Genomic DNA, 18,874 nt, shown 5'->3' with positions numbered 1-18,874 from the left:
TCGCCCTCCAAGACCCGCAGGCCGCGGACGCCCGCGAGGGGCGCCCGGCCCCGGCAGAGGGACGCCGCGGTCGGTAGTCTCCCGCCTCATGCCGAAACTACTGCTCGTCACCGTTCCCACCGACGAGGTCCTCAACAAGGAGGGGAAGGTCCGCTTCCCCGGCACCGAGGCCGCCGTCGAGAAGCTCAAGGAGGCAGGCTGGGAGGTGGACGTCTGCGACCCCACCTGGCCGAAGCCCCTGGAGGCGGCCAAGGAGGGTGGCTACGACCACATCCTCGTCTCCACCTACAAGGCCGTCCCGCGCTCGCGGGACGCCGCGTCCATGCTGGCCCGCATGCAGGAGACGCCGGTCTCCACGGTGGGCGTCCTCCAGAAGGACGACGCGTTCCGCACGATGGCCCCCACGGTCAACGTGCTCCGCAACATCGGGGAGCTCCAGCTCCCGTAGCACCCGCCGGTCCGCCGGGGCCTACGCCTCGTCGGTGAAGTAGGCGATCGTCGCGCCGTCCCCGCCCTCCTCGGGCGGGGCCGGCTCGGCGCGCGCCACGAGCGGGTGGCGCGCCAGCTCCTCGCGCACCACCTGGCGCAGGGCCCCCGTGCCGTGGCCGTGGATCACGCGCACGAGCGGTAGGCCCGCCATCGCGGCCGCGTCCATGCGCTCGCGCACCGTGTCGCGCGCGTCGTCGGCGCGCCGGCCGCGCAGGTCGACCTCCAGGGACGGCGCCGCGCCCGGCACGACGGGCGACGGCGCGGGCTCGGCGGCGCGCCGCGACTCGCGCTCGGCGTCGCGGGCGGCGCGCCGGTCGTGCTCGAGGCGCGCGAGCGGCAGGCGCATGCGCGCGGCGCCGCCCTGCACCTCGGCCCGGTCGCCGTCGATCGCCACCACCCGGCCGCGGAAGCCCATGAGGGGGTCGACCACGTGGTCGCCCACCGCGACCGGCACGCGGATCGCCGGCTCGGCGGGCGCGGGCGGCGCGAGCGCCTCGCGGGCGCGGGCCGCCGCGCGCGAGGCGGCGTGCAGGCGCCGGTCGCGCTCCCGCGCCCGCGGCGAGGCGGCCGGGGCCGCCGGCGCGCGGGCCTCGCCGGCGCGGGCGGCCTCCTCCCTGCGGGCGGCGGAGATGGACGCGCGCAGGTCGGCGAGCTCGCGCGTGAGCCCCGCCAGCTCCCGCTCGGCCCGCTCGCGGGCGGCCGCGCGCTCGGCCTCGGCGCCCTCGCGGACCGACGCGACCCGCCGCTCCAGCTCGCGGGCGCGCTCCAGCGCCGCGGCCTCGGCCGCCTCGGCCGCCGCCCGGGCGGCCCGGGCGGCCTCGAGCTCCTCGTCGGCGGCCGCCCGGGCGGCCGACGCCTCGGCCAGCAGGGCCTCGAGCGCGCGGCGCTCGGGCGGGCCCGCCGCGCGGGCGGCCTCGACCACGGCCGGGTCGAGGCCGAGCCCCTCCGCGATGCCGAGCGCGTGCGAGGCGCCCGGCTCGCCGATCTGCAGCTGGTAGAGCGGCCGCAGCGTGCGCGCGTCGAGCCCCACGGCGGCGTTCGCCGCGCGCGGGGCGGCGCTCGCCCACGCCTTCATCTCGGGGTGGTGGGTCGTCGCCAGCACCAGCGCGCCCTGCTCCACGAGCCGCTCGACCACCGCCTGCGCCAGGCGCGCGCCCTCGTCGGGGTCGGTGCCGGCGGCGGGCTCGTCGAGCAGCACCAGCGAGCGCGGGCCCGCGGCGGCCATCACGGCGATCAGCCGCTTCACGTGGGCGGAGAAGGTCGACAGGCTCTCGGCGATCGACTGGTCGTCGCCGATGTCGGCCAGCACGCGGTCGAAGACCGGCATCCGCGCGCTCGCCGCCGGCACGCGCAGGCCGCACTGGTGCAGCATCGCCAGCAGGCCGAGGGTCTTCAGCGCGACGGTCTTGCCGCCGGTGTTGGGACCGGAGACCACGAGCGCGCGCACGCCCGCGAGCGGCAGGTCGATCGGCACGGCGCGGGACGGCTCCAGCAGCGGGTGGCGGGCGGCGCGCAGGTCGACCTCGGCGGCCGGCTCCACGCGGCAGCCCTCCCAGGCGCGCGAGAGGGCCGCGCCCGCCAGCGCCAGGTCGAGGCGCGCGAGCGCCTCGGTCAGGTGGTCGAGCGTCGCCCGCTCCTCCCCCACCGCCCGCGAGAGCACGCGCAGGACGCGCTCCTCCTCGGCGGCCTCCTGGGCCGCGAGCTGGCGGGCCAGGTTGTTGGCCTCCACGAGCGCCATCGGCTCGATGAAGAGCGTCTCGCCCGAGCCGGAGCTGTCGTGCACGATGCCCGGCACCGCCGAGCGCGCGGACGCCTTGACGGCGAGCACCGGGCGGCCGCCGCGCAGGGTGGTGAACGACTCCTGGAGGTGCGGCCGCAGCCGCACGGCGAGGTCGCGGAGCAGGTCGGCCGCCGCCCTGCGCGCGCCGGCCAGCCGGCGCCGCACCGAGGCCAGCTCGGCCGACGCCGAGTCGAGCAGGCCGCCGCGGGGGTCGATCGCGCGGTCGAGCGCCGCCTCGATGCGGCGGGCGGCGCCCGCATCGGGCAGCGTCACGATCTCCGCGAGCCCGGGGGCCGCGTCGCGGTGCCCGGCGAGCGCCTCGGCCAGCTCCAGCCACACCCGCACGGTGACGAGCACCTCCAGCAGGGCCGGCGCGTCGAGCGCCGCGCCGCGCGCTGCCTGCGCCACCGCGTCGCGGATGTCGGACGCCCCGCCCGGGCCGCCCACGCCCAGGTCGCGCAGGGCGACCGCCTCCTCGGTCTCGGCCACCCGCCGGGCCACCTCGCGGGCGTCGTCCGAGGGCGTCAGGCCGAGGGCGAGCGCGCGCCCGCCGGCGAACGCCGTGAGGCCCGCCAGGCGCTCGCGCACGGCGGGGAGCTCGAGCAGCTCGGCGCTCCGGGGGTCCACCCCCCGCATACTAGGAGGCCGCGGTCAGCCCTCGACCGTGGCATCGCGCGCCGCCATGGGCGGCGGCGTCGTCTCGTGTCGGGCCGCCCACCACTCCTGCACGAGCACCTGGACGATGCCGGCGATCGGGATGGCCAGCAGGGCGCCCACGATGCCGAGCACGGTGCCGCCGATGAGCACGCCCAGGATGATCCAGAGCGGGTTCAGGTGGACCGTGAAGCGGTGGATGACCGGCTGGAACAGGTTGTTCTCGATCTGCTGGTAGACGATCAGGAACACGATCGCCGCCACGCCGATCGGCCACCCCTGGAAGAAGGCCACGACGATGTAGGGGACGCCGCCGACGGTCGCCCCCACGAGCGGCACGAGCGACGCCAGCCCCGCCCAGAAGGCCAACAGCGGCGCGAACGGCACGTCGACCGCCGACAGGAAGGTCCACACGGCGAGGCCGCCCGTCATGGCGACGAGGAACACGCCCACCACGTAGCCGGCGATCACCCGGTAGATGCGGCTTGCGACCCGCTCCAGGCGGTCGCGCAGGGGCGGGCGCGCCTGCTCCATCGCCCACGCGCGGGCGCGGGGGCCGTAGAGGCTGATGAGGAAGCAGATGACCGCGATCGAGACGAGCGCGACGAGCCCGTTGAAGACGCGGGTGGCGAAGTCGACGGCGGTGTCGGGGCCCGCGATGCCCTCGAGCGCCTGGGTGGCCTCCTCCTCGATGCGGGCGAGGATGTCGTACTCCTCGTCCAGGTCGCGCACGAGCTGCGACTCCGACAGGCGCTCGACGTAGTTCGGCACCTCCTCGGTCGCCTGCTGGCCGGCGTCGATGAGCGGCGGCACGAGCAGGAACACGACGCCCGCCATGAGCGCCGTGATGCCGAGGTAGACGATGAAGATCGCCGGCGCGCGCCGCATGCGCAGGCGGTTCTGCAGCATCGCGACCGGTGGGTCGATCGCCACGGCCAGGAAGGCCGCGATCGCCACCCAGGTCAGCACCCCGCGCGACACCCACAGCAGCCACGCCAGCGCCATCACGGCGGCCAGCACGGCCACGACCCGGAGGATGGCGCGGGTCGAGGGTCCGTCGTTGGTCACCCGGCCCCTGTTCTCGGTGCGGGCCGGGACTCCTGGCCCGGATGGTGCGGGAGGCGCCCGGCGGGGGAAACTGCGTCGGGCAACCGAGGCGAGGGGCGCGGATGGGGTCGAAGCTGAAGTCGAGCGTCTACGAGGCGGAGCTGGAGCGCCTGCAGCGCGAGCTCGTCGAGATGCAGGAGGCGATCCGCCACGAGGGCATGCGGGTGGCGATCATCTTCGAGGGGCGCGACACGGCCGGGAAGGGCGGCACGATCACGCGCATCACCGCCGAGCTCAACCCGCGCGCCTACGACGTGGTGGCGCTGGCCGTGCCCACCGAGCGCGAGGCCGGCCAGTGGTACTTCCAGCGCTACGTGGAGCGGCTTCCCGCGCGCGGCGAGCTGGCCCTGTTCGACCGCTCCTGGTACAACCGCGCCGGCGTCGAGCGGGTGATGGGCTACTGCACCCCACAGGAGACGGAGGAGTTCCTGCGCACGGTGCCCGACCTCGAGCGGATGCTGGTGGGATCGGGCCTGATCCTGCTCAAGTACTGGCTCGAGGTGAGCCCCGAGCAGCAGGAGCGGCGCTTCCGCGAGCGCCTGGAGGACCCGGTCAAGCGCTGGAAGCTCTCCCCCGTCGACGCCGAGGCCCGCGCGCGCTACGAGGAGTACTCGGCCGCGCGCGACGAGATGCTGCTGCGCACGGACATCCCCGAGGCGCCCTGGTTCGTGGTCGACGCCGACGACCAGCGGCGGGCGCGGCTCAACTGCATGCAGCACATCCTGGAGCGCGTCCCCCAGCGCCGCGCCGCCGCCCCGATGGAGCTGCCGCCCCTCGAGCGCGCCCAGCGCGCCAGCGACCCGCCGGCGAGCGTCGCCCGGGTCCCGGAGCGCTGGTGAGCGGCGACGCGGAGCGCCGGCTGATCCTGCTGACCGGCGCCACGGGCTACGTCGGCGGCCGCCTGCTCCCCCGCCTCGAGGCCCGCGGCGAGCGCGTGAGCTGCCTGGCGCGCGACCCGGCGCGGCTGCGGCCGCGCGTGGGCGCCGGGACCGAGGTCGTGGCGGGCGACGTCGGCGACCCGGCCTCGCTGAGCGCCGCCATGGCGGGCGTGGACGTGGCCCTCTACCTCGTCCACTCGATGGCCGGCGGCCCCGGCTGGCGCGAGGCCGACCGCCGCGCGGCCGAGGCGTTCGGCGCCGCCGCCGGCGCGGCGGGCGTGCGCCGCATCGTCTACCTCGGCGGGCTGGGGCACGGCGGCCGGCTGTCCGAGCACCTCGCCAGCCGCCAGGAGGTGGGCCGCGCGCTGGGCGCGGCGGGCGTGCCCGTCCTCGAGCTGCGCGCCGGCATCATCATCGGCTCGGGCAGCCTGTCCTACGAGATGATCCGCGCGCTGGTCGACCGCCTGCCCGTCATGGTCACGCCGCGCTGGGTGTCCACGCCCACCCAGCCGATCGCGATCGACGACGTGCTCGACTACCTGGTCGGGGCGCTCGACGTGCCGCTGGAGCGCGGCCGGGTGGTGGAGATCGGCGGGCCCGACCGGGTCTCCTACGGCGACCTGATGCGCGAGTACGCCCGCCAGCGCGGGCTGCGGAGGCTGATGATCCCGGTGCCCGTGCTCACCCCGCGGCTGTCGAGCCTCTGGCTCGGCCTGGTGACCCCGGTCTACGCGCGCGTGGGCCGTGAGCTGATCGGCGGCCTGCGCAACCCCACCGTCGTCCGCGACCCGGGGCCGGCGCGCGAGCTGTTCGACGTGCGCCCCCGCGACCTGCGGCGGTCGATCGGCCGCGCCCTCGCCGCCGAGGACGCGGGCTTCGCGGCCACGCGGTGGTCGGACGCGCGCTCGTCCGGTCCGCGGCCGCGCCGCTACGGCGGGTCGGCGATCGGCTCGCGGCTGGTCGACTCCCGGGTCGCCGTCGCCGACGCGCCGCCCGCGGCGGCCTTCGCCGCCATCAGGCGCATCGGCGGCGCGACCGGCTGGTACTACGCCGACGCGCTCTGGCGGCTGCGCGGCCTGCTCGACCTGCCGTTCGGCGGGGCGGGCATCCGCCGCGGCCGGCGCGACCCCGAGCGGCTGCTGCCCGGCGACACGGTCGACGCCTGGCGCGTCGAGGCGATCGAGGAGGACCGCCTGCTGCGGCTGGCGGCCGAGATGCGCGTCCCCGGGCGCGCCTGGCTGCAGTGGGAGGTGGAGCCGGCGCCGGGCGGCTCGCGCATCCACCAGACGGCCGTCTTCGATCCTGCGGGCATCCTGGGCCGGCTCTACTGGTACGCCGTCTGGCCGTTCCACGGGTTCGTCTTCTGCGGCATGGTGCGCGGGATCGCCCGGGCCGCCGCCGCGCACGCGCCGGCCGGGGTCGCGGCGTGAGCGCGCCGCCGGAGGGGCTCGCCCAGCGGCTGGTCGACTGGATGGCCGCCAACCGGCCGGCCCTCGACGCCGCCATGGCCCAGGAGGGCTCGCGGGCGATGCACGAGGAGTTCCTCATGGCCGAGGGCGGCACCCTGCCCGACCGCCGGGGCCGCATCGACCGCGCCCGCGAGGCGAGCGCGCGGGCCTGGATGCGCCACATGGCCCACGCACTCGACGAGACCTGGGCCGGCGCCACCCCCGGGCTGGCCGAGCGGATGGAGCGGTGGATGGCCGGCCACCGGGAGCGGCTCGAGGCGCTCGCGCTCGAGGAGGCCGCCGCGTCGGAGCGCCGGGGCGCCTCGGGAGACCCGGAGGCCGACCGCCGCGCCGCGGGGCTCACCGCGCACGGCCGGCTGCTCGCAGAGGCGCTCGCCGTCGCGTCCGAGGGGGCGCCCGGCTGGGCCGAGGCGGCGCCGGCGTTCTCCCGGCGGGTGGGCGGCCTGGTGCGCGGCCGCGAGGACCGCCGTCGCGCGGTCGAGGAGGAGGCTCGCCGGGCGTGGGGCCCCGCCCCGGCGCCCGGCGCCGACCAGGTGGCCACGGCGGCCCCCGAGCCCGACGCCGAGCGCGTGCGGGAGGCGGCCGCCGTGTGGTCGCACGTGCGGATCCTGACGGAGGCCCTCGAGGCGGCGCTCGCGTCGCGCCCCGGGGCCCCGGCCTGAGCCCCCGTGGCGGCTACCGCACACGGGCGCGCACGTCCGCCACGCCGAGCGGCGTGCCCGCCGTGAGCGCGGTGGTGCCGAACGCCTGGTTGAGCGCCGCGGCCGCGCCGGCCGACAGCGACACGCGCGCCCCGCGCACGACCGCCGTGCGCCGGCTCACGCCCGTCCGGGCGGCGCCGAGGTCCACCGTCAGGGCCACCCGCGCGTCGCCGTCGCCCACCCGGGCCGTGAGCGTCGGGCTGCCCGAGACGGCGATGCGGAAGCGGGTGAGCTCCACCCGCGTGGCGCCGGCCGTCAGCGCGATGCCGCCGGAGTGGTCGATGGTGCCGGCGAACGACCCCGCGGCCACCCGGCCGCCCGTGACCGGGAAGGCGAGCCCGCCGGCCGCCGCCCGGCCCGGCGCGACGGCCGAGGGCGCCACCCCGAGCGAGGCGAGGGCCGCCGCCGTGCCGGGGTCCAGGGCGAGCGTCGTGGCGCCGCCGCGCAGGAGCAGCTGCGCGGGGCTGGTGCGCACGTCGATCCGGCCCATGCGCAGCCCCGCCGGCAGGTGGGTGCCGAACGCCGCGTTGAGGGCGCGGGCGGCCTCGGGACGCAGCGTGGCCTCGACCCGGACCACCCAGGTGCCCGCGCCGCCGGCGCCGCGCCGCAGCACGCGGGCGTCGGAGGTGTCGAGGTCGAGCAGCGGCAGGCGCGCCGCGCCCGCCCGCGCGATCAGCACCGGCGAGCGGCGGTCCGTGCGCACGACGAAGTCGCGCACCAGCACGGTCGTGCCGCCGTGTGAGAAGGCCAGGCCGCCGCGGTGTGCGATGCGGCCGGCGGCGGTGGCCGGGTCGATCGCGCCGCCGCTGACGGGGAACGTCACGCGGGCGCCGTCGGCCGCGGCCGGGCCCAGCGGCGCCAGGCCGATCCCCGCGGCTGACAGCGCCGCCGCGGTCCCGCGGTCGAGGTGGAGCGCGGTCGAGCCGCCGGCCAGGCCGGCGGTCGCGCCGGCGGCCGGCCCGGCGGCGAGCGCCGCCCCGGCGGCGATGGCGACGAGCGATGCGCCGGCGGTGCGGCGGGTGCGTGCGGTGGTCACAGCGTCTCCTCCCGTGGATGGTGTCCACGAGGCCGTCCGAGCCGGACGCGGCGATCGGATTCGTCATCCGGCGGGCGGCGGTCGCCCGTACGTACCGATGTGCAGCCCGCAGACGCCATCGCCCTCTCCGCACCCCCGGCGGGCCGCCCGGTGATCGGGCGCCTGCGCCGCCCGGGCGCCGCTCCGCCGGACGACCGGCGCCTCGTGACGGGCCTGCGCCGCCGGGACCCGGCCGCCCTTGAGCGGGTGCACGTCGCCTACGGCGCGACGGTGCTCGGCTTCCTGCGGCGCGCCCTGCGCGACGAGGCGAGCGCCGAGGACGTGCACCAGGAGGTCTTCCTCGAGGTGTGGCGGCGCGGCGAGTCGTTCGACCCGGCGCGGGCGTCGCTCGGCACCTGGATCATGATGATCGCCCGCAGCCGGGCGATCGACCACCTGCGCAAGCGCGTCCCCGAGCCGCTCGACCCGCTCGCGCCCGAGGGCGCGGTGCTGCGCGACCGGGAGGACCCCGCCGACGCCCCGGAGCTGGCGGTGGAGCGCTGGGGCATGGCGGTGCTGGTGGCGCGGCTGCCCGCCGCCGAGGCGCAGGTGCTGCGCATGCGCTTCCACGAGGGCGCGAGCCAGAGCGAGATCGCCGCGCGGCTGGGGCTGCCGCTCGGCACCGTGAAGACGCACATGACGCGCGGCCTGCGGCGGCTGCGCGACATGATGGAGGACGCCACGTGAGCCGCGACGCCGAGATCACCGACTACCTGCTGGGCGAGATGGCCGCCGAGGACCGCGGGCGGCTGGAGGCGCGCATGGCGCGCGACCCCGGCCTGCGCGCCGAGGTCGAGCGCATGCGGGCGGTCGTGGCCGGCCTCGAGGCGCTGCCGGCGGAGGCGTGGGCCCCCGGGCCGGTGCCGCCGCCTCCGGCCCTGCCGGCCGCCGCGCCCGCCCGGCCGGCCCGCGGCGTGCGCCCGCTCGTGGCCGTCGCCGCCGCCGTGGCGGCCCTCGCCGTGGGGGTCGGCGTGGGCGCGCTCGTCACGGGCGGCGGCGACGGCGACGAGCCGGGCGACGGCCCCGCGATCGCGCTCGACCGCTTCGGCGACGCCGCGCCGGGCGCCCACGGCGAGGTGCGCATGACCGGCGGCGACGCCGGCATGCGGCTCGCCGTGTCGGGCCTGCGGCCGTCGGGCGACGGCTTCTACGAGCTCTGGCTGCTGGGCGACGACGGCCGCATGGTCTCGCTGGGGGCGTTCCGCGTGCCGCCGTCCGGCGCGACGGAGGTCTCCGTGCCGCTGCCGGCCGATCCCTCGTCCTTCAGCTACATCGACGTCTCGCTGGAGCCGCCCGACGGCGACCCGGCGCACTCCGGCGCCTCGGTGCTGCGCGGGGCGACGCCCTCGGCCTAGCCCTCCGCCCCGGGCTCCTCGCGGGGGACGAGCAGCCCCAGCACGGCGCCGAACAACAGGTGCACCGCCAGCTCCTGCGCCATGAGGCGCCGGCTGGTGAGCAGGCGCGGCCAGCGGCCCGAGCGCCGGTCGGGGTGCACCCGGTCGAGCAGCGCCATGCCGGGCCAGGTGACCACCGACTCCGCCGCCGCCCAGGCCAGGCCGAGCCGGGGGCCGCGGGCGCCCGCGGCGGCGAACAGGGCGCCGAAGGCGGCGCCGTTGGCGATGTGGATCGCAGTGCCGGCCGGCGCCCACCAGCGCTCGCCGACCATGCGGCCCAGCAGGCGCACGTCGGTGTAGCCGGTGCCGGCGACGCGGGCCGCGAGCGGCTCGACCGCCGCCCAGGCGCCCGCCGCGGCCGCCCCGGCCAGGGCGCCGCGCGCGGCGGCGCGACGGCGGTCCCCGCCCGTCAGCGGCGCGGGGCCCTCGCGCGGTCGCCGGCGCCGATGCCCTCGACCATCACGGCGACGTGGCGCGCCAGCGCGTCGTCGTCCACCCCGCCGCCGCCGACGACCATCGCGCTCAGCAGCGGGCCGGTGAGCAGGTCGGCGAGGCCGTCCGGGTCGATGCCCCCGCGGATCTGGCCGCCGGTCGCCGCGCGCTCGAGGATGCCGATCAGGCGCCGGCGGCGCGGGGCGAGGATGCTGTCGTCGAGCTCCTGCGCCAGCTCCTCGTCGCTCGCGCTCTCGAAGAGCACGGAGCGCAGGAAGCGCGCGTCGGGGCCGCTCACGAGCACGTCCCGGTCCTCGAGCAGGCTGCTCACGAGGTCGTCGCGGACCGAGCCCGTGTCGACCGGCGCAACCTCGGCCCGCAGGTCGGCCACGGCCGCGACCATGAGCGCCCGGCGGTGCGGCCAGCGCAGGTAGATGGTCGGCTTGCCGACCCCCGACCGGTCGGCGATGGCCGACATCGAGGCGCCCTGGATGCCGACCTCGGCCGCGACGGCGCGCGCGGCGTCGAGGATGCGGCGGTCTGCACCGGGGTCGCGGGGACGCCCTCGCTTGCGCTTGGGTGCCTCGTGCCCGGACTGGTCGCTCTCGATGGTGGTCACCCCCGTGCGTGCAGCAGCTGAGGACATTCACTCCGCCTTATCGTGTAAGGGAGATTGTACTCCGCCCCAGGCGCCGTCGCGCTCCCCGACCGTCCAGACATGCTCGCAGATCGCCCGGAACAGCTTCGTGCCGCCGGGCGTCACACCTGCACGCGGCCTGAACGCCCGCGCGCCCGCCTCAGGCCGGTCCCGGCCACACGGGCGCGCGCTTGCCGAGGAAGGCGTCGATCCCCTCCCGCGCCTCGGGCGCCCCCGCGTCGCGGGCCATCACCCGGCTCGCGTGGCGGTAGGCCTCGTCCAGCGGCAGGTCGATGGTGTCCGCCACGGCGCGCTTGCCGGAGGCGACCGTGGCACGGCCGGCCTCGGCGACGCGCCGGGCGAGCGCGGCCGCGGCCGCCTCCAGCCCCGGCGCCGGCACGACCCGGTTGACGAGTCCCCAGGCCAGGGCGGTGGCCGCGTCGATCGGCTCGCCGGTGAGGAGCATCTCCATCGCCCGGGTGTGGCCCACCGCGCGCACGACCTCCACCTGCGGGGTGGAGCAGAAGAGGCCGATGCGCACGCCGGGGGTCGCGAAGCTCGCCGTCTCCGAGGCCACGGCCAGGTCGCAGGCGGCCACGAGCTGGCAGCCGGCGGCCGTCGCGAGGCCCTGCACGCGCGCGATCACGGGCACGGGCAGACGGTGCACGGTCATCATCAGCTCCGCGCAGGCCGCGAAGATGCGCTCGTGGCCCTCGGGGCCGGCCGCCGCCACCTCGCGCAGGTCGTGCCCCGCCGAGAAGACCGGCCCCTCCGCGCCGATCACCACCGCCCGCACCGCGGGGTCGTCGCCCGCGCGCCGCAAGGCCGCGGTCAGCAGCTCCATGGTCGTGAGGGCGAGCGGGTTGCGGCGCTCGGGGCGCGCGAGCACCAGGGTCACGAGCGCGCCGTCGCGCGCCTCGGTGACCGGGCCGTGGTCGATGGTCGCCTCGGACATGCGCCCCCCGGGGATGCGGCCGTCGAGCCGAGCCTACCGCCCCGGCGGCCCGGGTCGGCATGATGGTCCGGTGCGCGTCCACCTCGTCGACGGGACCTACGAGCTGTTCCGCCACCACATGGCGCTCCCGCGCGAGGTGGCCGAGCGCTCGCGCACGGCCGCCACCCGGGGCGTCGTGCGCTCCGTGCTGGACCTGCTGGCCGGCGGCGCCACCCACGTGGCGGTGGCCACCGACACGGTCATCGAGTCGTTCCGGAACGACCTCTGGCCCGGCTACAAGACCGGCGCCGGCATCGAGCCGTCGCTGCGCGCGCAGTTCGAGCCGCTCGAGGCCGCGCTGGGCGCGCTCGGGGTGACGGTCTGGGGCATGGTCCCCATGGAGGCCGACGACGCGCTGGCGACGGGCGCCGACCGGGCCGCCGCCGACCCGTCGGTGCGCCAGGTGGTGATCTGCACGCCCGACAAGGACCTCGCGCAGTCGGTGCGCGGGGACCGCGTGGTGCAGCTCGACCGGCGCTCGGGCGCGGTGCGCGACGAGGCGGGGGTGCTGGAGCGGTTCGGCGTGCCGCCGGCCTCCATCCCCGACTACCTGGCCCTGGTGGGCGACGCGGCCGACGGCTTCCCGGGGCTGCCCGGGTGGGGCGCGCGCAGCGCCGCCGCGGTGCTCGCGCGCCACGGCCGCATCGACGCGATCCCGCCGGACCCCGCCGACTGGGACGTGACCGTGCGCGGCGCAGCGCGGCTCGCGGCCGCGCTGGCCGAGGGACGCGAGCTGGCGATGCTGTTCCGGGAGCTGGCCACGCTGCGCCTCGACGCCCCCGAGGTGCTCGACGAGGGCGTCGGGGCGCTGCGCTGGACGGGCCCCCGCCCCGGCTTCGCCGAGGTGGCGGCGGCGCTCGAGGCGCCCGAGCTCGTGCGCCGCGCGACCGAGCTCGCCGAGACCCGGGCGGCCGCGTAGGCGGCCGCCCGGGTCCTCACCCCCGCGCCGGGCGGCCGCTCAGGCGGCCACCCGGTCCCGCACCGCCTCGTCGACCAGCCGGCCGACGAGGTCCCGCAGCCGCTCGCGCATCGCGTCGTCCACGAGGCGGCCCTCCGCATCGAACTGGCGGTCGGCGTGCGGGAGGGCGACCTCGCCCTCCACCGTGCGGGCACCCGACGCCCCCAGCACCTTGCGCAGCTCCATCTGGGCCCAGATGGCGCCGAAGGAGCCCGTGCTGGCGCTCACGACGGCGGCCGGCAGGAACCGCAGCACGGACTCGTCCTTGGGCCGCGACGCCCAGTCGAGCGCGTTCTTGAGCTGCCCCGGGATCGACGAGTTGTACTCCGGCGTCGCCACGAGCAGGCCGTCGGCCTCCGCGAGCTCGCGCCGCAGCCGGGCCACGGCGGCGGGCGGGTCGCCGGTGTCGTCGTCCTGGTCGTAGGGCGGGACGTCGCGGAGCCCCGTGAACACGCGGAGCTCCACGCCGTCCGGCAGCTCGCGTGCCGCGGCCGCCAGCAGACGGCTGTTGTGGGAGCCCTCGCGCAGGCTCCCCGAGATGCCGAGGATCGTCACTGCCCGCCCCCTACTGCGCGCGGCGCATCTCGAGGCGCGCGGTCATCGTCACGGTGTTCGACAGCACGAAGCCGCCGCCCGGCAGGGGCGCGTTCCAGTTGAGGCCGTACTCGGTGCGGTCGATCTGCCCCTCGAGCTCCACGGCGATCACCTCGGCGTCGCCGAGGCCCACGACCGGGCCGGCGATCGTGCCGCGCAGCTCCAGCGGCCGGGTGACGCCCTTCAGGGTCAGCTCGCCGCGCACGGTCAGCGCGTCGCCGTCGCGGACGACCTCGGTGCCCCGGTACGTCGCCTCGGGGTGGCGCTGGGCGTCGAAGAAGTCGGGCGACTGGAGGTGGCCGGTCAGGTTCTCGTCCTGGGTGACGATGCTGGCGACGCGGCCGACGGCCTCGAGGGTCGCCGTGCCGTCCTCGGCGCCCGTCAGGGTGGCCTCGAAGTCCGGGAGGGAGCCGCGGAAGGTGGCCACGACCATGTGCTTCACCGAGAATTCGAACGCCGAGTGGACGGGGTCCGCCTGCCAGACACCGGTCGGAACGGCCGTGGCGGCCTGCTGCGCGGTCGTGCTCATGGAATTCGTCCTCCGGTTCAGTTATCGTTGAGTGCGCAATCAAAGGTAGGGGTCAGACCTTGCGAAGTCAAGTATTGAGTCCACAAGAGATGAGCGCCATCGCGGCCTGGGGCCGCCTGATGGGCTCCCACGCCGCCATGACGCGCAGCTTCAACGCGGAGCTCCAGCGCGCGAGCGGCCTGACGGTCACCGACTTCGAGGTGCTGCGCCGGCTCGCCGAGGAGCCCGAGGCGCGCATGCGCCGCGTCGACCTCGCCCAGGCCGTCGGCCTGACCCCCTCCGGCATCACGCGCCTGCTCGACGGCCTGCAGTCGGCCGGCCTCGTGCGCAAGGAGGCCTGCGAGTCCGACGCGCGGGTGACCTACGCGGCGATCACCCCCGAGGGCCGCGCCGCGCTCTCGGCCGCCACCGAGGTGCACCTCGCCGCGCTGGTGGCCCTGTTCGGCGAGCGGTTCACGGCGCAGGAGCTCGGGACCCTCGTCGAGCTGCTCGGCCGCCTGCCGGGCGCCGCCGAGGGGGAGCGCGCCTGCACGGAGGTCGCGACCGCCTGAGGGGCGGGGCCGTGGACGACCTCGAGGGGCGCATCGACGCGCTCTACGCGGCCGGTGCGGGCGGCTTCACGGCCGCCCGGGACGCGCTGGCGCGGGAGCTGCGCGCGGTCGGCGATCGCGACGGCGCGGAGCGGGTGCGCGCGCTGCGACGGCCCAGCAAGCTCGCCGACGCGCTCAACCGCACGGCGCGGGAGCAGCCGGCCGCGGTGGCGCGGCTCGTCGCCGCCGGCGCGGAGCTCGCGCGGGTGCAGCGGGCGATGCTCGCGGCGGCGGCGGCGGCGGCGAGCTGCGCGCCGCCGAGGAGGCCGAGGCCGCGGCGGCGGCGGCGCTCGCCCCCGACCCGGCGACGCGCGCGGCGCTGCGCTTCGCGGCGCGCGCCACGCCCGACGACCTGCGGCGCGGGCGGCTGGCGCGCGACCCCGTGCCGGAGCCGGGCGGCGGCCTGGTCGCCGGGGCCCCGGCCGGCCCCGCCGCGCCGCCGGACGACCTGGCCGCCGCCCGCACCCGCCGCGCCGCGGAGCGCGGGGCCGCGGAGCGGGCCGGACGGGAGGCGGCGGAGCGGGAGCGGGCCGAGCGGGAGGCCGCTGAGCGGGAGGCCGCGGAGCGGGAGGCCGCGGAGCGGGAGCGGGCCGAGCGGGAGGCCGCGGCGCGGGAGCGGGCCGAGCGGGAGCGGGAGCGGGAGGCCGCCCGCGTGGCGCTCGCGGCGGCGCAGGAGCGCGCGCGGGCCGCGGCCGAGGCGCTCGACGCCGCCCGCGCGCGGGTCAGGGAGGCGGCACGGGAGCGCGACCGGGTCGCGGCCGAGGCGCGCGAGCTGCGCGCGCGCCTCGGCCGGCTCGAGGAGCACGGCGCCGCCCTGGGAGCGGCCGCGGCCGCGGCGGAGACCGAGGCGAGCGCGGCCGAGGGGGCGGCCCGCGAGGCGGCCGCGGCGCTCGACGCGGCAGCCCGCGCGGCGGAGGCCGGGGCCCCGGAACGGTAAGGACCGCCGGGCACCCAAGGGGGTGCGTGCCCGGCGGTCCCGTGTGAGTGCCCTTTCCCGCGGCGGCGACGACCGCTCATCACCCCGCGGCCGTCGGGTTCCCACCGCCGACGGCCCGTAAACGCACCTGCGTGCATTCGGGCCCCGAACGCCGCCGTTTCCACCGCCGAGGCCGGGGGTAGTCCTCCGGCATCGAGCGATCAGGAGGCGTGATGGAGCAGCGGCCCGAGACCCGCAGCGTGCAGCCGGACATGCCGGCCACCCCCGACGTCGAGACGCGCGAGGAGACGATCGCCCGCCTGGCCGGCGAGGACGAGGCCGTCGCGCGCGAGCTCGGCGGGTCGCCCGACCCCAGCGCGCGCCGGGGCGTCACGAGGACCGTCTGGACGACGATCTTCCGGTGGGGCGCCATCGGCGCCGCGGCCGGCGCGGTCCTCGGGATCATCTTCAGCCTCATCCCGGGGCCCCGCGAGGAGGGCCGCGGCATCGGCGTGCAGGGCGAGGGCGTCTGGCACACCGTGGGGTACGCCCTCGTGATGGCGGTCGCCGTCGCGATCGTGGCGGCGATGGTCGCCGCGCTGCTGACCCTCGAGCGCGAGGACGGCCGCGTGGAGCGCGAGGTGGAGCACACGACCGGCCGCGGGCCCGAGGGGCCCGGCTCGCCGAGCTCCCCCTCGACCGACCTCGACCCGCGCTGACCGGCCCGCCCCGCCGCCCGTGACCGGGCGGCGGGGCCCGCCTACGACAGCGGGGGCGGAAGCGGCGCGGCCCGCAGCGCCCGGGCGACCGCCACGAGGTTCGCCGCCGCGGTGCGGCCCGTCGTGTGCGACCACTCGTGGCCCTCGTCGGTCTCGAGGTAGCTCGGGCCGGGCCCCGGGCCGCGGTTCCAGTACGTCCACGCCTGGGCGGGGATCGTGTAGCCGATGTCGATGAGCGCGCCGGCGACGTCGGAGATGACGTTGTGGGCGCCGTCCTCGTTGCCCGTCACGACCACCCCGGCCACCCGGTCGTATGCCACCGGCCGGCCGTCGTCGCCGGTCTCGGAGATCATCGCGTCCATGCGCTCGAGCACCCGCTTGCAGACGCTCGAGGGCTGACCGAGCCAGGTGGGCGTCGCGATCACGAGGATGTCGGCGGCCAGCACCCGCTCGCGGATCGCGGGCCACGCGTCGCCGTCGCCCTCGTCCGAGGAGACCCCCGGGCGGATGTCGTGGTCTGCGGCGCGCACGCCGTCGACGTCCACCCCGTGGCCGCGCAGCGCGTCCGCGACGACGGCGGCGAGCGCCTCGGTGTTCGAGGTCGCCGGCGACGGCTTGAGGGTGCAGTTGACCACCAGTGCCCGCAGCGGTGCGCTCGTCATGCCCGTCTCCTCCGTTCGGCTACCTGGGCGCCGCGCCGGCCCCGCGCTTGGCGAGCTTGGCGCGGGCCGTGCCCGAGAGCTCCACCTTGCGCAGCCGGACCGCGTCCGGCGTCACCTCCACGCACTCGTCCTCGCGCACGAACTCCAGCGCCTGGTCCAGCGAGATGCGGCGCGGCGGCACCAGGCGGACGAGCTCGTCCGCGGTCGAGGAGCGCATGTTGGTGAGCTTCTTCTCCTTGGTGGGGTTGACGTCGAGGTCCTCCCCACGGCTGTTCTCCCCGATGATCACCCCTTCGTACACGTCCTCGCCGGGGCCGACGAACAGGGTGCCGCGCTCCTGGAGCCCGAACAGGGCGAAGCTGGTGGTGGCGCCGGCGCGGTCGGCCACCAGGCTGCCCCGCGGGCGGGAGCGGATCTCCCCCATCCACGGTTCCCAGCGGTCGAACACGTGGTGCAGCAGGCCGGTGCCACGCGTCTCGGTGAGCAACTCGGTGCGCACCCCCACCAGCCCGCGGGCGGGCAGCAGGTACTCCATCCGCGCCCAGCCGGTGCCGTGGTTGACGATCTGCTCGAGCCGCCCCTTGCGCAGGGCGAGCAGCTGCGTGACCACGCCAAGGAACTCCTCGGGCACGTCGATCGAGGCGCGCTCGAGCGGCTCGTGCAGCACGCCGTCGATCTCGCGGGTCAGCACGCGCGGCTTGCCGACGGTCAGCTCGAAGCCCTCGCGCCGCATCGTCTCCACGAGCACCGCCAGCTGCAGCTCGCCGCGGCCCTGCACCTCCCAGGCGTCCGGGCGCTCGGTGGGCAGCACCCGCAGGGAGACGTTGCCCACGAGCTCCTGCTCCAGGCGGTCGAGCACCTGGCGCGCGGTCAGGCGGGTGCCGTCGCGGCCGGCGAGCGGCGAGGTGTTGATGCCGATCGTGAGCGACAGGCTCGGCTCGTCGACCGCGATCACGGGGAGCGGCCGCGGGTCGTCGGGGTCGGCGAGCGTCTCGCCGATCGTGACCTCGGGCAGGCCGGCGACGGCGACGATCTCGCCGGGGCCCGCCGACTCGGCCGGCACGCGCTCGAGCGCCTCCGTCACGTAGAGCTCGGAGACCTTCGCCGCCACGATGCTGCCGTCGGCCCGGCACCAGGCCACCGGCTGGCCGGCGCGGATCTCGCCCTCGTGCACCCGGCAGATCGCCAGGCGGCCGACGTAGCTGGAGGCGGCCAGGTTGGTGACGAGCGCCTGCAGCGGCGCGCCCTCGGTGTGGGACGGCGGCGGGATGTGCGTGCGCAGCACGTCGAAGAGCGGCTCGAGGTCCTCCCCGCGCTCGTCGGGGGTGAGCGAGGCCTGCCCGTCGCGGGCCACGCAGTAGACGATCGGGAAGTCGATCTGCGACTCGTCCGCGTCGAGGTCGAGGAACAGCTCGTAGACCTCGTCGACCACCTCGGCCACCCGCGCGTCGGGGCGGTCGATCTTGTTCACCACCAGCACCACCGGCAGGCGCGCGGCCAGCGCCTTGCGCAGCACGAAGCGGGTCTGCGGCAGCGGCCCCTCGGAGGCGTCGACCAGCAGCAGCACGCCGTCGACCATGTGCAGCCCGCGCTCCACCTCGCCGCCGAAGTCGGCGTGCCCCGGCGTGTCGATGATGTTGATCTTCAGGCCGCCGTGGCGGACCGCGGTGTTCTTGGCGAGGATCGTGATGCCCTTCTCACGCTCCAGGTCCGTCGAGTCCATCACCCGCTCGGCGACGTCCTGGTTGGCGCGGAAGGCCCCCGACTGCCAGAGCATCGCGTCGACCAGGGTCGTCTTGCCGTGGTCGACGTGGGCCACGATGGCCACGTTGCGGAGGTCGTCTCGTGTGGGCATCCCGTCACTGTAGACGGCGGGCGCCCGCGGGCGTCATCCGGCCCGGCGCGCCTCCTGCGGCACGGCCACCAGCCGCCCGCCCGACTCGTCGACCCGGTTGGTCGCGATCAGCAGCCCGAGCGCCGCGGTCACCGCGTCGGCCGGCACGGCCTCGCGGGCGACGGCCAGGTGCTCGGCCACCGCGGCCCGCAGCCCGGCGACGGGCACGCCCGCCGGCCGGCCGGCGCACGCCTCGATGGCCCGGGTGATCGCCTCGCGGTCGGCCGCCGGGGGGTCGCCCACCGCCCGCAGCCGCCGCTCGTCGGCACCGCTCCCGCCTGTACGCATCCCCATGCCTCCGTCGGACAGTGGACGGCGATCCTAGCTCGCCGCCCTGACGAACACCTGTTCGACGCACGGCGGCGCGCTCCTTCCTGCATGCTGCCTTTGACCGTGCCGGGC

At 77.5% G+C, this 18,874-nt stretch carries 21 protein-coding genes; 10 read left to right on the top strand and 11 right to left on the bottom strand.

The window, feature by feature from the left end; translation table 11 throughout:
- Window positions 1–88: 88 nt before the first annotated feature.
- Window positions 89–448 carry a hypothetical protein gene (locus ITJ85_RS06400; RefSeq protein ID WP_217915526.1) on the top strand — a complete coding sequence of 120 codons (360 nt, stop codon included), beginning with the start codon at window positions 89–91 and terminating at the stop codon, window positions 446–448.
- A 21-nt stretch (window positions 449–469) separates the two neighbouring features.
- Here the strand turns inward: ITJ85_RS06400 and ITJ85_RS06395 are convergent, their stop codons facing one another.
- Both ITJ85_RS06395 and ITJ85_RS06390 read right to left on the bottom strand, forming a co-directional pair.
- Complete coding sequence (locus ITJ85_RS06395) at window positions 470–2,896, bottom strand: endonuclease MutS2 (protein ID WP_217915525.1); 2,427 nt, start codon at window positions 2,894–2,896, stop codon at window positions 470–472.
- Between the two features lie 24 nt (window positions 2,897–2,920).
- The gene (locus ITJ85_RS06390; protein ID WP_217915524.1) at window positions 2,921–3,991 is read right to left on the bottom strand and encodes an AI-2E family transporter; all 1,071 of its coding nucleotides are present in this window, start codon (window positions 3,989–3,991) and stop codon (window positions 2,921–2,923) included.
- A gap of 101 nt (window positions 3,992–4,092) precedes the next feature.
- Here ITJ85_RS06390 and ppk2 point away from each other — a divergent pair, with 101 nt between their 5' ends.
- From ppk2 to ITJ85_RS06375, 3 genes are read left to right on the top strand one after another with little or no spacing between them, the layout of a single operon-like run.
- The gene (gene ppk2, locus ITJ85_RS06385) at window positions 4,093–4,869 is read left to right on the top strand and encodes a polyphosphate kinase 2 (protein ID WP_217915523.1); all 777 of its coding nucleotides are present in this window, start codon (window positions 4,093–4,095) and stop codon (window positions 4,867–4,869) included.
- Window positions 4,866–6,338, top strand: coding sequence for an SDR family oxidoreductase (locus ITJ85_RS06380; RefSeq protein ID WP_217915522.1), 1,473 nt, complete (start codon window positions 4,866–4,868; stop codon window positions 6,336–6,338). Before ppk2 ends, ITJ85_RS06380 begins: the two co-directional genes overlap by 4 nt.
- On the top strand, window positions 6,335–7,039 hold the full coding sequence (locus tag ITJ85_RS06375) for a hypothetical protein (RefSeq protein ID WP_217915521.1): 705 nt from the start codon (window positions 6,335–6,337) through the stop codon (window positions 7,037–7,039). Before ITJ85_RS06380 ends, ITJ85_RS06375 begins: the two co-directional genes overlap by 4 nt.
- Window positions 7,040–7,052: 13 nt before the next feature.
- Here ITJ85_RS06375 and ITJ85_RS06370 read toward each other — a convergent pair whose 3' ends face one another.
- Window positions 7,053–8,114 carry a hypothetical protein gene (locus ITJ85_RS06370; RefSeq protein WP_217915520.1) on the bottom strand — a complete coding sequence of 354 codons (1,062 nt, stop codon included), beginning with the start codon at window positions 8,112–8,114 and terminating at the stop codon, window positions 7,053–7,055.
- 99 nt (window positions 8,115–8,213) lie between these two features.
- On the opposite strand from ITJ85_RS06370, the gene ITJ85_RS06365 reads away from it, so the two are divergent.
- Together ITJ85_RS06365 and ITJ85_RS06360 are read left to right on the top strand one after the other, a co-directional pair.
- Window positions 8,214–8,840: an RNA polymerase sigma factor gene (locus ITJ85_RS06365; protein WP_217915519.1), complete on the top strand. Its 627-nt coding sequence runs from the start codon at window positions 8,214–8,216 to the stop codon at window positions 8,838–8,840.
- The gene (locus ITJ85_RS06360) at window positions 8,837–9,508 is read left to right on the top strand and encodes an anti-sigma factor (RefSeq protein ID WP_217915518.1); all 672 of its coding nucleotides are present in this window, start codon (window positions 8,837–8,839) and stop codon (window positions 9,506–9,508) included. The genes ITJ85_RS06365 and ITJ85_RS06360 overlap by 4 nt, the downstream gene beginning before the upstream one ends.
- Here ITJ85_RS06360 and ITJ85_RS06355 read toward each other — a convergent pair.
- From ITJ85_RS06355 to ITJ85_RS06345, 3 genes are all read right to left on the bottom strand, one after another.
- Complete coding sequence (locus ITJ85_RS06355; RefSeq protein ID WP_217915517.1) at window positions 9,505–9,837, bottom strand: hypothetical protein; 333 nt, start codon at window positions 9,835–9,837, stop codon at window positions 9,505–9,507. The genes ITJ85_RS06360 and ITJ85_RS06355 overlap by 4 nt on opposite strands.
- A 119-nt stretch (window positions 9,838–9,956) precedes the next feature.
- Window positions 9,957–10,598, bottom strand: a complete 642-nt coding sequence (locus ITJ85_RS06350; protein ID WP_217915516.1) for a TetR/AcrR family transcriptional regulator — start codon at window positions 10,596–10,598, stop codon at window positions 9,957–9,959.
- Window positions 10,599–10,776: 178 nt separating this feature from the next.
- Window positions 10,777–11,571, bottom strand: coding sequence for an enoyl-CoA hydratase (locus tag ITJ85_RS06345; RefSeq protein WP_217915515.1), 795 nt, complete (start codon window positions 11,569–11,571; stop codon window positions 10,777–10,779).
- Window positions 11,572–11,641: 70 nt separating this feature from the next.
- On the opposite strand from ITJ85_RS06345, the gene ITJ85_RS06340 reads away from it, so the two are divergent.
- Window positions 11,642–12,529, top strand: a complete 888-nt coding sequence (locus ITJ85_RS06340) for a 5'-3' exonuclease (protein ID WP_217915514.1) — start codon at window positions 11,642–11,644, stop codon at window positions 12,527–12,529.
- 39 nt (window positions 12,530–12,568) lie between these two features.
- Here ITJ85_RS06340 and ITJ85_RS06335 read toward each other — a convergent pair whose 3' ends face one another.
- Both ITJ85_RS06335 and ITJ85_RS06330 read right to left on the bottom strand, forming a co-directional pair.
- A complete protein-coding gene (locus ITJ85_RS06335; RefSeq protein WP_217915513.1) occupies window positions 12,569–13,123 on the bottom strand; it encodes an NADPH-dependent FMN reductase in 555 nt (184 codons plus the stop codon).
- Between the two features lie 10 nt (window positions 13,124–13,133).
- A complete protein-coding gene (locus ITJ85_RS06330; RefSeq protein WP_217915512.1) occupies window positions 13,134–13,691 on the bottom strand; it encodes a YceI family protein in 558 nt (185 codons plus the stop codon).
- A gap of 89 nt (window positions 13,692–13,780) precedes the next feature.
- Between ITJ85_RS06330 and ITJ85_RS06325 the strand changes: the two genes are divergently transcribed.
- From ITJ85_RS06325 to ITJ85_RS06315, 3 genes are all read left to right on the top strand, one after another.
- The gene (locus tag ITJ85_RS06325) at window positions 13,781–14,242 is read left to right on the top strand and encodes a MarR family winged helix-turn-helix transcriptional regulator (RefSeq protein ID WP_217915511.1); all 462 of its coding nucleotides are present in this window, start codon (window positions 13,781–13,783) and stop codon (window positions 14,240–14,242) included.
- 421 nt (window positions 14,243–14,663) lie between these two features.
- Window positions 14,664–15,218 (top strand): hypothetical protein, encoded by a 555-nt coding sequence (locus tag ITJ85_RS06320; protein ID WP_217915510.1) that lies wholly within the window; start codon window positions 14,664–14,666, stop codon window positions 15,216–15,218.
- A gap of 212 nt (window positions 15,219–15,430) precedes the next feature.
- Window positions 15,431–15,916 (top strand): hypothetical protein, encoded by a 486-nt coding sequence (locus ITJ85_RS06315; RefSeq protein ID WP_217915509.1) that lies wholly within the window; start codon window positions 15,431–15,433, stop codon window positions 15,914–15,916.
- A gap of 41 nt (window positions 15,917–15,957) precedes the next feature.
- Here ITJ85_RS06315 and ITJ85_RS06310 read toward each other — a convergent pair whose 3' ends face one another.
- Genes ITJ85_RS06310 through ITJ85_RS06300 form a run of 3 tightly spaced genes read right to left on the bottom strand, consistent with a single transcriptional unit; the run spans window position 15,958 to window position 18,760 of the window.
- On the bottom strand, window positions 15,958–16,563 hold the full coding sequence (locus ITJ85_RS06310; protein WP_343233001.1) for a flavodoxin family protein: 606 nt from the start codon (window positions 16,561–16,563) through the stop codon (window positions 15,958–15,960).
- A 34-nt stretch (window positions 16,564–16,597) separates the two neighbouring features.
- Window positions 16,598–18,433 (bottom strand): translational GTPase TypA, encoded by a 1,836-nt coding sequence (gene typA, locus ITJ85_RS06305; RefSeq protein WP_217915507.1) that lies wholly within the window; start codon window positions 18,431–18,433, stop codon window positions 16,598–16,600.
- 33 nt (window positions 18,434–18,466) lie between these two features.
- Window positions 18,467–18,760, bottom strand: coding sequence for a hypothetical protein (locus ITJ85_RS06300; RefSeq protein WP_217915506.1), 294 nt, complete (start codon window positions 18,758–18,760; stop codon window positions 18,467–18,469).
- Between the last annotated feature and the right edge of the window lie 114 nt (window positions 18,761–18,874).

This window comes from Miltoncostaea marina (assembly GCF_018141525.1).
In the GTDB taxonomy this organism is placed as follows: Bacteria; Actinomycetota; Thermoleophilia; order Miltoncostaeales; family Miltoncostaeaceae; genus Miltoncostaea; species Miltoncostaea marina.
The sequence above is the reverse complement of the archived record's forward strand: the minus strand, read 5'-3'. Positions and strand labels throughout refer to the sequence as shown.